The sequence below is a fragment of the Acidobacteriota bacterium genome (genome assembly GCA_016713675.1).
In the GTDB taxonomy this organism is placed as follows: domain Bacteria; phylum Acidobacteriota; class Blastocatellia; order Pyrinomonadales; family Pyrinomonadaceae; genus OLB17.
The window spans coordinates 1-14,768 of the sequence record JADJOS010000005.1 but is presented as its reverse complement, the minus strand read 5'-3'; the positions used below and the strand labels follow the sequence as shown (position 1 = coordinate 14,768).

General features: G+C 51.6%; 15 protein-coding genes and 1 pseudogene. All 16 read right to left on the bottom strand.

Features of this window, described 5'->3' with window-relative positions; all coding sequences use genetic code 11:
- Nucleotides 1-8 precede the first annotated feature (8 nt).
- Nucleotides 9-308, bottom strand: a complete 300-nt coding sequence (locus IPK01_16845; GenBank protein MBK7935099.1) for a P-II family nitrogen regulator — start codon at nt 306-308, stop codon at nt 9-11.
- The gene (locus tag IPK01_16840) at nt 305-3,418 is read right to left on the bottom strand and encodes an efflux RND transporter permease subunit (GenBank protein ID MBK7935098.1); all 3,114 of its coding nucleotides are present in this window, start codon (nt 3,416-3,418) and stop codon (nt 305-307) included. The genes IPK01_16845 and IPK01_16840 overlap by 4 nt, the downstream gene beginning before the upstream one ends.
- Nucleotides 3,419-3,422: 4 nt before the next feature.
- On the bottom strand, nt 3,423-4,922 hold the full coding sequence (locus IPK01_16835; GenBank protein ID MBK7935097.1) for an efflux RND transporter periplasmic adaptor subunit: 1,500 nt from the start codon (nt 4,920-4,922) through the stop codon (nt 3,423-3,425).
- A gap of 11 nt (nt 4,923-4,933) precedes the next feature.
- Nucleotides 4,934-6,112 (bottom strand): TolC family protein, encoded by a 1,179-nt coding sequence (locus IPK01_16830; GenBank protein MBK7935096.1) that lies wholly within the window; start codon nt 6,110-6,112, stop codon nt 4,934-4,936.
- A 666-nt stretch (nt 6,113-6,778) separates the two neighbouring features.
- Nucleotides 6,779-7,177, bottom strand: coding sequence for a 4Fe-4S cluster-binding domain-containing protein (locus IPK01_16825; GenBank protein ID MBK7935095.1), 399 nt, complete (start codon nt 7,175-7,177; stop codon nt 6,779-6,781).
- A gap of 136 nt (nt 7,178-7,313) precedes the next feature.
- Nucleotides 7,314-7,715: pseudogene (locus tag IPK01_16820) on the bottom strand (radical SAM protein).
- The gene (locus IPK01_16815) at nt 7,676-7,939 is read right to left on the bottom strand and encodes a hypothetical protein (GenBank protein ID MBK7935094.1); all 264 of its coding nucleotides are present in this window, start codon (nt 7,937-7,939) and stop codon (nt 7,676-7,678) included. Before IPK01_16815 ends, IPK01_16820 begins: the two are co-directional and overlap by 40 nt.
- A gap of 9 nt (nt 7,940-7,948) precedes the next feature.
- Nucleotides 7,949-8,287 (bottom strand): hypothetical protein, encoded by a 339-nt coding sequence (locus IPK01_16810; protein ID MBK7935093.1) that lies wholly within the window; start codon nt 8,285-8,287, stop codon nt 7,949-7,951.
- Nucleotides 8,288-8,426: 139 nt separating this feature from the next.
- The gene (locus IPK01_16805; protein ID MBK7935092.1) at nt 8,427-8,660 is read right to left on the bottom strand and encodes a tyrosine-type recombinase/integrase; all 234 of its coding nucleotides are present in this window, start codon (nt 8,658-8,660) and stop codon (nt 8,427-8,429) included.
- 246 nt (nt 8,661-8,906) lie between these two features.
- Nucleotides 8,907-9,077, bottom strand: coding sequence for a hypothetical protein (locus IPK01_16800; protein MBK7935091.1), 171 nt, complete (start codon nt 9,075-9,077; stop codon nt 8,907-8,909).
- Nucleotides 9,078-9,394: 317 nt separating this feature from the next.
- Nucleotides 9,395-10,033 (bottom strand): hypothetical protein, encoded by a 639-nt coding sequence (locus IPK01_16795; protein MBK7935090.1) that lies wholly within the window; start codon nt 10,031-10,033, stop codon nt 9,395-9,397.
- A gap of 338 nt (nt 10,034-10,371) precedes the next feature.
- Nucleotides 10,372-10,698 (bottom strand): hypothetical protein, encoded by a 327-nt coding sequence (locus IPK01_16790; protein ID MBK7935089.1) that lies wholly within the window; start codon nt 10,696-10,698, stop codon nt 10,372-10,374.
- Nucleotides 10,699-11,327: 629 nt separating this feature from the next.
- Nucleotides 11,328-11,516, bottom strand: a complete 189-nt coding sequence (locus IPK01_16785) for a hypothetical protein (protein MBK7935088.1) — start codon at nt 11,514-11,516, stop codon at nt 11,328-11,330.
- Between the two features lie 18 nt (nt 11,517-11,534).
- A complete protein-coding gene (locus tag IPK01_16780; protein MBK7935087.1) occupies nt 11,535-11,933 on the bottom strand; it encodes a hypothetical protein in 399 nt (132 codons plus the stop codon).
- Between the two features lie 217 nt (nt 11,934-12,150).
- On the bottom strand, nt 12,151-12,411 hold the full coding sequence (locus tag IPK01_16775; GenBank protein ID MBK7935086.1) for a hypothetical protein: 261 nt from the start codon (nt 12,409-12,411) through the stop codon (nt 12,151-12,153).
- A gap of 183 nt (nt 12,412-12,594) precedes the next feature.
- Entirely contained in the window at nt 12,595-13,200 is a 606-nt protein-coding gene (locus tag IPK01_16770; protein ID MBK7935085.1) for a hypothetical protein, read from the bottom strand.
- Nucleotides 13,201-14,768 lie beyond the last annotated feature (1,568 nt).

Below are 14,768 nucleotides of genomic sequence, written 5' to 3'. Positions count from 1 at the left end.
ACTCTGCACTAGATCAGTTCTGCCTTCTCGATTGGCAAAACTAGAATGATTCCGTCGCCTTTTTTCCCAGTATGGGCGTTGTGCCTGATGGCCGCTACTATCGAATCAACCATTTCTTCGTTCGCCGCTATCTCGATCCGCTTGTTTTGCTTGAATGGATCAAGAGCATCGTTAGCGGTCGTTAATAACCGCTGGCCGAATCCGGCTGAATCAGTTACGGTCATTCCGGGAAATCCTTCGATGTTTTCAAAGGCCGTTACGATCTTCTCTACCGTGAATGGCCGCACAATCGCGATAATCAATTTCATATTTCTTCCTCCGTGAACTCTCCTTCTACGTCTTTTTCGAACCACGCGTAAAGCGTTGGCAAGATCAATAGGGTTAAAAGCGTTGATGTAATGAGTCCGCCAATTACAACTGTCGCAAGCGGTCGCTGAACTTCGGCACCGGCACTTGTCGCCAAAGCCATCGGGATAAATCCGAGACTGGCGACTAACGCCGTCATCAAAACGGGACGCAGACGCGTCATCGATCCTTCTTTCACGGCGTCAAGGACGGACTTGCCTTCTTCGCGAAGATGGTTGATGAAGCTAACCATCACTACGCCATTTAGAACGGCAACGCCAAATAGTGCGATGAAACCGACGCCCGCGGAAATTGAGAATGGCATTCCCCGCAAGGCCAACGCCACAACGCCACCAACGATCGCAAACGGAATTCCGGTGTATATCATCAGTGCTTGCTTTGCCGAGCCGAACGTCGAGAACAGCATCACAAAGATCAAAAACAACGCAATCGGCACCACTATCAGCAATCGACTAGTGGCTCGCTCGAGGTTTTCGAAGGCTCCACCCCATTGCAAATAATATCCGGGCGGAAGTGTCACTTCCTTACCGATCTTTTCTTTTGCTTCAGTTACGAAACTCGCAATGTCGCGTTGACGGACATTAGTGGATACAACGATCCGGCGCCGAGTTGCTTCACGCGATATTTGCGCCGCTCCTTCGACCAGTGCAATATCGGCAACCTGTGCGAGCGGTACACGTTGTCCGTTCGGAGCAGTCAGGATCAATCCTCGAACTGACTCCACAGACTTACTTGCGTCTTCGTTCAAACGCAGAACAATGTCGAAACGCTGTTCGCCCTCAAAAACTTCGCCGGCCTTTTTCCCGGCAAAGATCGCTTCGACCAGTTCATTCACATCTTCGACATTGATACCGTAACGGGCTATCGCCGCACGGTCCGGCTTGATCTGTAACTGAGGCAACCCCGTCGTAACTTCGGCCTTTGTTTCTTCTGCACCATTGATCGCTGCAAGAACCTTTTCGATCTCTTCGCCCTTGTCGGCTAGTATCTGTAGATCGTCGCCAAAGAGCTTAACCGCAACATCGCCCCGGGTTCCCGCAATGAGTTCGTTCACACGCATCTCGATCGGCTGCATGAACCCGAAAGAGGCCGCACCTGGAACTTCCGCTTCGAGCTTTTTAGACATTTCCTCGATCAATTTTTCTTTGGACCAACCTGACTTCCATTCATCGATCGGATTGAGCATCACGAATACATCGCACTGATTCAAACTCATCGAATCCGTCGCCACTGCCGGAGCCCCGCACTTCGATACGATCGTCTTGACCTCCGGGTAGACCTTGAGTGACTTTTCAACGGCTGTCGTCATAACCATTGATTGATCGAGGGAGACGCTCGGCAAACTTATTGCTTCGACCAAAATATCGCCTTCATCGAGACGCGGTATAAATTCGCCGCCAAGGTACGGAAAGATAATTCCCGAAATTACGACCACAGTAACCGCAATCGCCAGAACCTGCGCACGGAACTTCATTACAAACGCAAGTGACGGTCGGTAGATCTGCTTCGCCCAACGGATAAGAAAGCTCTCGGATTCAGAGACATTGCCCTTGAGTATCAATGCAAGCATTGCCGGGACGTATGTCAGTGAAAGCAGCAATGAGCCAAGAAGTGCGAAGATCACAGTCAAAGCCATCGGAACAAACATCTTGCCCTCGATACCGCGAAGACTGAGGATCGGAAGATAAACGATACCGATGATCGCCACGGCGAACACAACGGGGCGCGCGACTTCGAGACAAGCTTCAAGGATCGTGCGTTCGGGCGGTTCGCGGGATTTCTCGTGCTGAGCCTCCGCACGGCGGCGAACGACGTTCTCGACCATCACGACCGCTCCGTCAACGATCAATCCGAAATCCAATGCGCCGAGACTCATCAGGTTTCCCGATACGTTAAAAATTCTCATCAGGATCGCCGCAAAGAGCATCGAAAGTGGAATTATGGTCGCAACCAGCAACGCACCGCGCCAGTTGCCAAGCAGCAATAACAGAACGAATATCACGAGTGCCGCGCCTTCCAGCAGATTCTTTTCAACTGTCCAGATCGCGCGTTTTACTAACGACGTTCGGTCATAAAATGGTTCGATGGTCACGCCCTTCGGCAGGGTCATCTTGATCTCTTCGATCTTTGCTTTAACCCTTTCGGCTACAACGCGTGAGTTCTCACCTTTCAGCATGATCGCCATGCCCGAGACGATCTCGCCTTCGCCATTGGTGGAAACCGCACCTTGACGAATGCTTTGACCTTCTACTACTTCCCCAAGATCGCGGACAAAAACGGGAACGCCTTCTTTACCGGTTTTGACTACAATATTCGTAATGTCGTCCATCTTTTCGACAAGACCGACGCCTCGTAACAGATATTGCTCCGCTCCTTTCTGGATATAGCCACCGCCGACCGTACCATTATTTGCCATTACCGCGTCGTGAACATCACTAAGCGTTAAGCCGTACGATTGCAGCTTTTCGGGTGATAGTCGGACTTCGTACTGTTTGCCGTAACCGCCGTGCGAATTAACTTCCGTCACACCCGGAACGCCCATCAATTGTCGGCGAATATTCCAGTCGTGAATCGTCCTGAGATCGGTCGCCGTGTAATTACTTCCCGGTTCTGCACGAACTTCGTACTGGTAGATTTCACCTAGGCCTGTCGCTATCGGCCCCATCTCGGGCGAACCGATGCTGGGCGGAATATTCTCACGAGCAGTTGCCATGCGTTCGAGAATTAGCTGGCGTGCGAAATAGATATCGGTCGATTCTTCAAAAACGATAGTTACGTTCGATATGCCGAACTTCGAAACCGAACGTATTTCTTCGACGCCCGGTATGCCCGACATCGCAACTTCAATCGGAAAGGTGATCTGCCGCTCTATCTCAAGCGGTGCGAGGCTCGGGGCATTGGTCAACACCTGAACCTGAACGTTGGTGACATCAGGCACGGCATCGATAGGTAAATTTATGAGGCTGTACGCTCCCGCCGCCGCCATTATCGCGACGAGCAAAAGCACGATCAGCTTTTGAGCAATGGAAAATCTTATTAATGCGTTGATCATATTTTTAGTGATCGTCCCCCATTGCACCCTTTTCAAGCTGTGTCTTTAACGTAAAGCTGCCTTTCGTAACGACCTTTTCTCCGAGTTTCAGACCCTCAATGATTTTTGTATAACCGTTGATATCGGCTCCGGCCTCGATCTCTCGGACCTCAAACGCTCCCGGTTCATCGTCCCGTGGAACGAACACTATCGTTTTGTCGGCCGTTCGCTGTACTGCGCCCGAAGGCACAACGAGTTCCTCGCCTGTCGCTTCATTTGTTCCCGTATAGAAACCAACCTCGGCGAACATTCCCGCCCTTAGCTTTCCATTCGAGTTTGGAACCTCAAGCCGCACACGTCCGGTTCGGGTCGTTTCATCCAATTGCGGATCAATGTAGGAAACGCGACCGCTAACTGTTCCGATAGCGGGGGAGGTAATTTCCGCGACCGAACCGACACGCAATCTCGCCATACTCGCCTCCGCCACATTGGCAATTACATAAACTGTGCCGAGATTTGAGATCGAAAAGATCGGCATTGCCGCCTCTATTCCCGCACCGGCATTAAATTTTCGTTCGGTGACTACACCCGAAAGCGGCGATCTTACCGAAACCAGCGAAGTATCACTTCGATGGTCGTCCGCTTCGTTTGGGTCGACAGGAACACCGAGTGAACGAAGTTCGTCTTGAATGTGTTTGAGATCGACACGCGAAGTTTCAACGTCTGCTTTCGCTTCTTGCAGTTCCTTGTTGAGTGCGATGTTCGTCTGAAACTCGTAATCGGCTTTCGCTGTTCTATAGATTGTTTCGGCGGTAATGAGGTCCTTTCCTGCCCCAGCTCCAAGCTCGATAAGTCGTTTTGTGCGCTTTAAAGTAGCGTCCGCTTCGTCCAGTTTTGCTTTTGCCTGCAGAACTGCCACGCGATTCTCCGACCTCTGAACACGGGTAAGATTTCGCTGTGCCAATTCAAATTTCGTCTTAGCCTCGTGCATTTTGCCGTGCATCTGTGCGAGCTGCGGGCTCGAAATAACGGCAAGCACGGCCCCCTTTTGCACATTGTCACCAACTCCGTAGTAAACCTTCTCGATTCTGCCGCCAACCAGTGCCGTCGCCATTTCGGTTGTCTCAGGATTCAGTTCGACCGCACCCGTAACCATTAATCTGGCAATAGCGGGTCGCTGGGTTACTGCTTCCGTTACGATACCGGCAGATGCGAGCATTTCAGGGTCGAGTTTCACTTCCTTGCCATTCTCGTCCTCAGAATGTCCCGGCTCTTCCTTATGTTCCTCGGCGGTAGCTTTATCGCCGCTTGCGGAGTTTTTGTTAATGATCCACGCAATACCGATTATCGCGATAAGACCGACTACCGCCACCGTTATGATCCACGGCAATACAGGATTTGTCTTACGCGACACGGGCTCCGCGTCGGTCGGTTCGCCTTGATCGAGATTTGATTCGAGACGGTCAAGTTCTGCCTCGTCGCCCGCGTGATGTTCGCTCTGTTCTGAAATTTTATTTTCTGACATATTCGTTTCCTCTAGTTGTCAAACGTGAGTCCGAGAGCGATATAGAGATCAGCTTCGGCTTTATATTTTTTTGTTAATGTTTCGGTCACGTCGCGATTTGCGTCGATCAAACGCCTCTGCTCTAACAAAAGATCGGTGATCTTTAGCTCGCCGATCCGATAAACCTGGCGTATCGTTTCGATGTTTTCTCGCGAACGGGGAAGGACGTTCGTCTCAAGAGCGATGAGTGCCTTTCTTGCCGTTTCGAGTTGTTGAAAAGCGATAATTATCTCGTTCCTAATAGCGCCCTCGGCGAAGGTTCGACGTTCTTGAGCCTGCCGTATTGCAATCGCGGCCTCGGCTTTTGCTCCCTGCTTGCGATCAAACACAGGCAAGCCAATCGTTATCCCAAACAATAGATTCCGGTCGCGATCTTGCGGGAACGATCCCGTTGGCAAGTCAATGGTTGATCTGCTTAGAGAAAACTTCGTAAAAGCTGAAAACTCAGGTTTTGCCTCGGCGCGGATCAGCCTAAGTCCCGCATTCCCCAATTGTTCTTCAAGCTCGGCGACTCGAATCTCGGGTCTGCTTTTTAGGCCAACGGCAATCGCAACTTCGGTCGAAGGCGGTAATGATGGAAAAGTGGCGGTCGGAAGTTCTTCGCGGAGGCGAAGCGGTTGCTCGTATGACACACCGGCGAAGTATTTTAGCTTCGTGATCGCGGTTTGGAGCCGCCCTTCGACAAGCTGACGCTGTACCCGCAATCGCTCAACCTCAGTTTGTAAAAGGCTAAGCTCCAACGGCGCGGTTTCGCCCTCGTTAACGCGAATCTGCACGAACCTAACCGTCTGAAGATCGATATCAATTATTTCGTCAAGAATTTTGATCTCGCGAAAAGCAGAGAGTGCGTCAGCATAGTCAGAAACAATGCGGGAAACGATTTCTCGCCGCCTGATGGCTATCTCCGCTTCTTTCAGTACTATCTCGGCTCTTGCACGTTCGATCCGGCGGTTCCGTTGACCGAACAGTTCCAGCGGAACAGAAATGCCGGTGCTAAATTCCGAGTCGCCCGGCGATCCAAGTAGTCGGCCAGAACTTTGCTCGACCTCAAGCGTCGGATTTGGACGAAGCCCGGCTTGCGTCAGACGAGCCTTCGCCCTATCGACTTCAAGTTGCGCGATCTTTATTTCGCTGTTTGTTTCGAATGCCAATTTGACGATCTCCTAAATGGAAACGCCGTCTGTTTGGCTGTGATAGATCGTATATGTAGCGTCACCTAACCTTGTCTGTCCCGATACAGCGACAGCTGCAGTTAGCAGTGCTAACAGTAAAAGAACTCTGTGCATAAATTCCAAAAGCAAAAACTAACAAAAACGCAAGACAGTAACGGCCAAATAATGGCACGACTATCCAATCAAAAAAGCGCAGTTATGGGTTGTTAGTTAAACTCTTGGCGGTTGCCAAATGGAGAAGGAACGTGTGGATTCGTAAGGGGCTTTATAGTGAGAAAAATCGGAGCTCACTTGCTCAAGGCTTTGGGGAGCAGTCACAGCCACCGAGTAGACGATCGTCTGAGCAGGGTTGCTTCCGCAACACGAGCAAACACAGAAAGGCGAACAATCATCATTCGAATCGCTATCACTATCCTGCGAAAGCGGATCTAAGTGGGCGACCTTCTGAATCGGGTGACCTTGGTTGTCGCGTGGCAATAGGCTGTCCTTACACGGTTGCACCGAAAGGACAAGCAAATACGCTACAAAGATGTAAGTCACGATTCTCACGACTCGATGGTCTCAAATTCTTGTCTGTGTTGTCTAGTCTGGTGGATCGATGTCCTAACGGATTCCGAGATGAACATGACCCTACGATAACCGTTCTCATGGCTGAACGCTCGAAATGTTGTCCGGTTGTGAGTCAAAGATGAGCCGCTGATTTTGTGAACCTCGGTACTCACCGGCGTTGTTAGTGAGCGACTTAATAAACGGGCCATCGATAAGAAGATCGATATGGGTGAGGATGTAGTGAATGTTGGCATTGCCTTGTTTGAGCAAGGTCGCAATCGTGTTACCGGAGTAGACGGTGATATGAACCCCAAGACGCCGCAGCTGGTAAACAATTTCTGCTACCGGGCCCGGCTGGTCGAAAGGTTCGCCGCCCAAAATCGTTACACCATCGTGTTCGTGAATGTTTTGTTTGATTTCTTCGACGATAGACGAGATCGGAACTAATCGTCCGTTCTGGCGGGTATGCGTTTCCGGGACGTAACAAGCTGTTATCTACAGTGGGAGGGAGGAGCGAGTTTTTGTCGATATTTTCAGTGGGTGGGAGCAGGCCGGGGCAGGCGGGGCTTCCTCCAAACGCGGCTTTCGGGTATAGAACTATTCGGCCTGTTCGACGAGTCTCGCAAAGATCGATCACTCTTTGATTGCCGCTTCCCGTCCATGCTCCTGCACTGTCTGTCATTGTTTCGACGTAGGGACCATCGATCAGCATATCGATATCAGCGAGAACCTCGCCGATGTCCGGCCGCTTTTTCGCTTGTTGCACGAGCGTTTCGAACGTATAGCCGCTGTAACAAAGAATGTGCTCACAACCGGCTTGGCGAAGCTCTTTTACTAGTGCTAACAGACTTTCAGGTTGTGCAAAGGGTTCCCCACCGAGAATGCTGACCCCGTCACGCTCGAAGGACGGATCAAGCAACTTTTCAGCGAGAGTCTTTACTGAGACCAGTTCTCCACCATTGGGGCTGTGAAGATGCGGCACCCAACATCCCCTTACAGGACAGCGGACAGAACTGAAAGAGCACTGAGCCGTCGGCCAGGCCCTTCAACAAGCGAGTTGTGATAGTAACCGGCGATTCGCACTTGAGCTCCGGATATGTGACTCTCCCGTGTGATCGGCACCGGAATGACTTCGATCGGACGAGCACAGCCGGATTCCTTACCTTCGCCTGCAACAGCCGTAACTTTATCCAGCACTCCGGCAGACAGATGTGAGTGTTCGAGGAGCATAACCCCGTTTGTCGTATCGATCAGCATTGTCAGTCTTTATTCATCTTCTTCCCACCGCTCTTGTTTTTCGTTCAGATACGCGATGTTGCGGTCGATGCCACCGATCGCTGTGGTCAACTCTCGATATACTTCCTCATTTCTCGCCGAGGGAAGTTTTTCGGTCGCGAGTCCCCGCAACTCGATGAGATTCGCTCGCTGCCGTTCGAGCAGCGGCAGACTCTGCTTATCGGGGATGAGATTTGGACAGCTCTGACACGACAAGCGTGTTTCGCATGGATGAAAAGCAGTAAGTCCGCACCAGCCTAAGCCGAGATCGACAAACAGCGATTCCCGCCATTCAACCTGTGCGGCAAGATGAGCTTCCGGGGAAAGCAAAGACTCCTGATCTGCGCTGTCGCACGGTGTTCCTCGTCTATCTGTGCAAAAGCTGTCTCAAACTCCTGTCGAAGCAAAGGCGGCATAACTGCCGCATAGCGCATCGTCATTCTCAGGTTCTTGTGGCCGGAGCATCCGGCTAATCGACTCGATCCGTATTCCCGCCGCCGTTCGCCAATGTGGCGAGCGTATGGCGGAAGCGGTGGCTCGTATAGCGCTGATCTGTTTTTGCGAGTTCGCATAGTTTCTCGATGTATTTTTTCAGCATGTGCCGGGTGAATGGCACCCCACGCCATGCAAACAGATAGTCGGTAGGTTTGTTAGTGCGCTTCTGTCGAGAAAAGAAGGTTGTTGGCCACGCACTTTCATCCAGTTGTCGATCGCGGTGACCACTTGCGGACGGACCGGTATCATTCGATCATTGTGGAGTTTGCCAACGGGAACCTGGAGCCAATGAGTCTGCTCCCCCGTTTTCGGGTCGATTGCCGCGAGCAAAACAGCCTGTATCGAGGCGACAGAGTTCACCGGCCCGCAAGCCTGATTCGAAGAGCACCGCAAGGACAGCCCGTACCCTCTCAAATGGAGGCGGAAAGCGTGCCGCATTTACTTGTTCGGAAAGTCAGATTCTCCTGTATCGCAGAAAGTCGGTGCCAACCTTGTCAGGGATCGCTCGGGGTAGTTCTAGATCGACACGCGGTGTGTCGCCGCGGATCCAGAGCTTCCGGCGGGGACGTTCCGGATAGTCGAGAGTGTCGATCTGTTCGCAAAAGGTGCGTACGCAAGAGAGCATACGAACCTGAGGCCACTCGACATAGGCTGTCCGAAGTTGGACATATGAAACTCGCGTCCGGCGTTGGTGTAGTCTCCACACCGCATATCTTTCACCGCGCGCTTAAAAGCTTCCATATGCGTACGCCGGAGATCCGCGATCGACTTTATCGACGGGTCGTACTCACTAGCCAGTCGCCAAAGCGACGGAGTGCAACACGATAGGTTTGTACTAGTCGCCGCCGCACGCACGGTTCGGAAAGTCGGAAAGGAATCGCGCGACCGTTTTCTTGTATCTGCGGAGCGGTACGTCCCTGGGTAAAGTAGGGTGTTGTTGGATCAGGCGAGAAGCAGGTCACCGGAGCATTTACGGACCGTCACCCTATCTTTGTACCCGACATTAAGAGCGGCGGCCATGAAGCGTTGGCTGATTTTATATGCCCGATCTTTTCCGAGCCATCTCTCAGCTAGACGGCGGTGATAGACCTTATGGATATCTTCGCTGTAAGGTATGATCCCCAAGAAAGAAAAGCGTTGAAGTGACAAGGTACCACTTATCTTCTGATTCTGGTGCCAAACCTTCGAGCGATCCTTTTCTCGCTCAAGCATCTCGCTTTTCCAGGCTAGAAGGCGTCCCCACTCGAACCCCCAATACGTGCAGTCGAACTCCAACATTAGCTCGGCGCAGAAGTGGAGAGCCTTACCGAAGGCGTAATGATGATAACGTGCCTGACGATCACGAACGTCATAAAGTAGGAAGGTTTGTTCGAATGGATCGAACAACTCCGCGATCTGTTGTTTTTCCTTAACATCCCAACGTTGCATGGCAAGGACTTGGCGTTCCTGTTTGGTAAGGGTCAAACGGCGTTCGATAAAGTTGATCCCTGGCTTATCGGGACTGCTCGGGGTACTCATTTCCTTTCCCTTACCGTCCTTATCGGCATCATTCGTGGTCTCGGCTTTCAAAGTCACTTCCATTGCTCGCCGATACTGCGTTGAGGCGAGTATCTCGGACCTCGTTATAAATAAGCGTCAGTCTCTATAGGTCGATGACCGAGCTGTCTCTGAAGCGTCCATCGGCATCCCGGCTTTTGCCAGGTTCGTCGCGCAAGTATGACGAACGGCGTGAGCATGAACGCGAGGGCACACCGGGCCCGCTTACGGGCTTCTTTCGCAAATAGGATCCATGCCCGATACCGAATTGTTTGGCTTAAGTTCCGCCTCCCCGGGAGAGAGACAAATACATATTCGTGGGTCAAAGAGGTCGGACGTTCTAGCCTGGTGTAGTTCCGAGAGTGCGGTGGAGAGCTTCGTCGCTAAGAGGAACGATACGAGAGTTGTGACTTGGTGGTATGAACTGTCACACGCCTTCCCGCCCAGTGAATATCCGGCATCTTTGTAGGAAAGGCCGCCGATCCTACGCCTCCGTCTTTCAGGAGCCAGACGATCTCACGGTCTCGATGCTTTGTTGCAGTCAACTGGGAGACGAACCGATCGATCTCGTCCGGCGAGAGTGTCTGCGGGTGAGTGCGATCGTAGCGAAGGAGTGCGGGTTGGCCCGAGACGATCCCGGCAGCAGTACGCAGAGTTCCGCCGCCCGGAACAGGGTTACGTTGAACGCCCGTTTGTTCGGGCTCCAACATAAGAAACTCGTACCACTGCCGGAGTGAGGCGAGACGCCGAACGAGCGTTCGTGCCCCAACAGTCGCTCCGCGACATGGGGCGCCAAGCTCGGTACGAAGGAATTGGATAATATCTGCAGGCCGAGCGGCAAGAGCTCGATGCCGGCCTCATTGCAGAACGCCAGCCATCGGATGAGGTCCCGCTTGTGTGCTCCTCACGGTGTTGTAAGGGCGTACGGTTGATAGATCCTCGACGAAACGCTCAAAACCAAAAGGAAGTATCAGAAGTATGCTACTCGTTGTTGGTGTCTTTCATGGGGTAAATCATTTCGCCCTTCAAGACCGTAGATAAATCCAGGACAACGAATTGAACATCCCGAAACTTGAACTACGCTTCTTCGGACCAGGCCCATCGACGACCGAATTATGATATATCCGGTAGAGCCAGATGGACTGATTGTCGTCAGAAGGCGAATCGTTTGACGCGGGCAGCTTTAGGGCGGCCTCTTCTTGGAGCGGCTTTCCGCAATTCACATTCTGGAAGGTACGAAGGCCATCTCTTAGATCGGTTAGTTCGTCTGTGGAAATCCCTGATACTTCGGTCGTGAGTTTCCCTTTGTCTGGTTCAAGGATGAAGGTGATTTCTTTGCTCATTTTCGTTTGCTGGTCAGCTTGCACGCCGGTGACGAAATACTCTGGCTTCTTGTTTCGGCGGTAGGATCGCCAAGAACTTCCTTTAGCTGTCTCGCGGTCTTCTCACAAGCGGCGCTTGATACCCTTTTTATCTCGGTTTCGCAGGTTCCGTGTTCGGTGTCGATCTTAAATTCAACCTCGGGCATAATCCACCATTTCCCTTCTCAATATTTGATACGTATTTTGAGAGTTTTTCCGATCCGTTCTTTGATAAGCGTGCCGCCGAGTTGCTTGGCCATCTTCCTCGCGGCCGCTTCGTGATAGCTGTTCTGAGCCTGACCACAAAGTCCTTTCCCTAGGGTAATTAAGATCCATGTCGTCGATGACGGCAACATAGCCCTTTTGACGTTTTCCGGGAAGCCGATATCCCCTAAAAGCGACCGTCCCTGTACTTCACGACGTCTGATAACGATGTCGGCCGTTTGTGGATCGCGTTTATCCCATCCTTCGAGAGGAATGTCGGTTCCCACAGTCGGAGATGCAAACCCGCATTCGGCTAAGGCTTCGAGAAGCAACTCTCGATTCGGGAATGCCTGAGAGTCAAATGTCATGTATTTACTCATTGAAATTCTCCTATTTAGAGTTCATAGATTCGATCGGTGCGGTTTCCGGTAAGGCCGGTATTCTCGATTCGAGAGCCGACGCCTTTGATATTGTTCCGTGCCCATTTGCGGATCTCTTCTGATTTTCTCGCTCATCATCTGGGCAGTAGGCGTGATGTTCTCGGCGGCTTTAATAATGTCTCGAGTCTCGGCCTGTCGGTCGCCGTCGATGAAGGCTTCAAGAACTCCGTCTTGCACTGCACCTTCTATTTCCGCCGGAGAAGTCTTTGCTTTTATCTACGAGCTTATCGAGATCAAACTGTTCGGCATCAAGTGCTCTTTTCTTCAGGTGAACCCGGAATATTTCCTTACGATCCTCGGTTTCTGGAAGATCGACGAAGTGTATATATGAGAACCTACCGATCCTGAACTGTTCGGATTCGAGTTCGCGTACGTCATTGGCGGTAGCGAATACAAGAACGTCCTTGTTGTCCTGCATCCAGTTGAGAAGATAGGAGATAAGTTCGTGCTGTCTCTCCGCCGTCCGTCTTGTTGGGACGACTTCATTCCTGAGACTGCCTTTCGGAACTCACTCGATACCGAGAATGCCCTTGGATCGTTCCGGCGATAGATAACGCCCGCTTTATCGACATCGCGGGAGGAGCCAATGACACCCCCGCCCTCACCCATGATCGAACCGAAGTCCAAGTCCAGTAATGCGGTTTGTAATGCTCGAAGCGACACGTTTAGAGATCCTTCCGCATCCCGGCAAGCCAACGAGGAGGATGCCCTTGCACGGTTCGACGTGCGGGCCTTTGCTCTCGACTAGAAGGTATATGCGGCACGTTCGAGGATGGCTCGAAGCGATTGGTAGCCGCCTAAGTTGCTTGCCGGTTCGATGAACATAGGTCAACGAGCCGCTGCCGCGGATTACGTTCTTCTTTTCCTCAAGAATGACATTGATCGAGTCCTGATTTAGCCCGTTACAGCTGATAACCGCCTTTGCAACGACATTGCTGATCTCGACCGCTGTTAGACCAAGGAGAGATTGCTGTAGCGCGTCCTGGGTTTCTTTCGTAAGGCTAATATCGAGGCCGTTAGATCGTAGGTTCTCAAACTGAAGTTCTATCGAGTCTTCGATCTCCGACTCCCTCGGAAGGTCGAGTTCTATCTGCGTTACTTCCTTTTCAAGTGTTTTGAGTTCTGGGAAATTCGGTCCTACAAAGAGAACGGTGGCTTTCGTCGATTTCAGCTTCCAGGCGATCTCACGAAGTCGTCGAACCAGCAAAGGATCTTCCTGCCCATACGGTGAGATATAGGGAGCGTAGTCACACAGCAGGAAAATACCTGTCTTCTGCTCGCTGATAAAACCAAGAAGACTTTCGGGATCTTCCGTATCGCCGATCGTTTGGGGCGAGCTTAGCAGTCCTTTCTTTGATCCGACACCTTCTGGAAGACCGCTGACGGCTCCAGAAATAGAGACTTTTCCTTATGCCTATCCTGGAAAGACGAGATCGACCAACGCCTCTTACACGGTCTTCTTCGAAGGTATTAATTGCGATAAGGGTATCGGGCTCTGATCCTAATCTCAAGCTCCTGCAGAAACTTCCGGATACTGTCAGCACCGGTTTCTAATTCAGACATTGTTTGTTTACTGGACAGTGTTTTAAGAAACGGATTGTGTGACAAGACGCCCGTTATGGCCATTTCTGTCCATTGTTGCCGGTCGGTTTAGCCGCTTCGGTCATTCTTTCGACCTTCTGCATTTCTTCCTCTTGAAGGATGCTGTTCGATCTTGAACCCTAGATTTGCTAAAGCCCCGCCGTTAGCACTTGTTTCGCCGCTTTCGATAAAGGATGCTGTGTTTACATACTCCCCTGCCCCCGGATCTCGAAGGCGTGTCCGGTGGAACTAGGTCCGCATCATCTCGGTTCCGGTACGCTCCGGCTTTTATACATACGAAACCGCTGTCTTCGTTAAGTCTTATAATCTCTGTAACGATCCGGCGTCCGGATATTTCGTAGAACTTTTGCAATGCGTGCGTGAACCGGAATGTATTTGCTCAGGTCGAAGTTTGCCATTTTTAAAACCTCATCTTCGTTGATCTAGAGTTCGAGAGCGCTAAGTCGGTCTTCGTCGAGCAGTTTCTTTGAATGGACTGATGTCATTCTAAGTAGATCGCTCAGGGCCGTTCGCATTTCTTCCGGCGAACGCTGCTTTCGCTTTTCGGCCAGCGGCGGCGGTCTGTAGTTGTTCGGAGTACCTTTTTCGAGAGATGTATCGCCCGTGAAGTTCGCCCATCAGCTGATACCATTCGCACATCTGACGTGCGCGTTTGGCCAATGAACTCCGACACAAACTCCGCATCCTTCTTTTCGTTCTGCCATTTCCAGAAGCGGAGTCGAAGATCTTCGCAGTTATCTGTGCAAAGCTTCTTGATCGGAGATACGGCCTCTCGGCTTCACGCTGAGCCGCCTCGATCTTCTTCATCTCTCCCGAATACGCTCTTCACCTCTCGTTCTCGTCGTGTTTCGGCAGTAACCTCATCGACCTTGATTTCTTCAATACGGCGTTTTGCAGAATCGATCTCAAGATCGACTTCGTCTGTTCAGAATTGATGCGACTCTTTTTTGAGTTCAAGAGAGATTTTGGCGAGGTTTCGCTCGGCGATCATCTCCGACCCGGAGAATGATCACCTTGGGCTTCAACGTTGGTCACGAGACCGTCACGTATCATCCCGCGCGTCGGAACCATTCCGGGATAGCTTGTGCCGCGACTGCATCGATGAACTCCCTTCGATCAAATGCTTCGTCGCTCGTGGCCCCGAACCTGTCGGCAGAATCTCTCGCAAGCTGA

What these genes read in the sequence shown, in the direction of transcription:
- IPK01_16845 (MBK7935099.1), bottom strand. Translation starts at nt 308, where the DNA reads ATGAAATTGATTATCGCGATTGTGCGGCCATTCACGGTAGAGAAGATC.
- IPK01_16840 (MBK7935098.1), bottom strand. Translation starts at nt 3,418, where the DNA reads ATGATCAACGCATTAATAAGATTTTCCATTGCTCAAAAGCTGATCGTG.
- IPK01_16835 (MBK7935097.1), bottom strand. Translation starts at nt 4,922, where the DNA reads ATGTCAGAAAATAAAATTTCAGAACAGAGCGAACATCACGCGGGCGAC.
- IPK01_16815 (MBK7935094.1), bottom strand. Translation starts at nt 7,939, where the DNA reads ATGCTGATCGATACGACAAACGGGGTTATGCTCCTCGAACACTCACAT.
- IPK01_16800 (MBK7935091.1), bottom strand. Translation starts at nt 9,077, where the DNA reads ATGCTCTCTTGCGTACGCACCTTTTGCGAACAGATCGACACTCTCGAC.
- IPK01_16795 (MBK7935090.1), bottom strand. Translation starts at nt 10,033, where the DNA reads ATGGAAGTGACTTTGAAAGCCGAGACCACGAATGATGCCGATAAGGAC.
- IPK01_16790 (MBK7935089.1), bottom strand. Translation starts at nt 10,698, where the DNA reads ATGTTGGAGCCCGAACAAACGGGCGTTCAACGTAACCCTGTTCCGGGC.
- IPK01_16785 (MBK7935088.1), bottom strand. Translation starts at nt 11,516, where the DNA reads ATGCCCGAGGTTGAATTTAAGATCGACACCGAACACGGAACCTGCGAA.
- IPK01_16780 (MBK7935087.1), bottom strand. Translation starts at nt 11,933, where the DNA reads ATGAGTAAATACATGACATTTGACTCTCAGGCATTCCCGAATCGAGAG.
- IPK01_16775 (MBK7935086.1), bottom strand. Translation starts at nt 12,411, where the DNA reads ATGCAGGACAACAAGGACGTTCTTGTATTCGCTACCGCCAATGACGTA.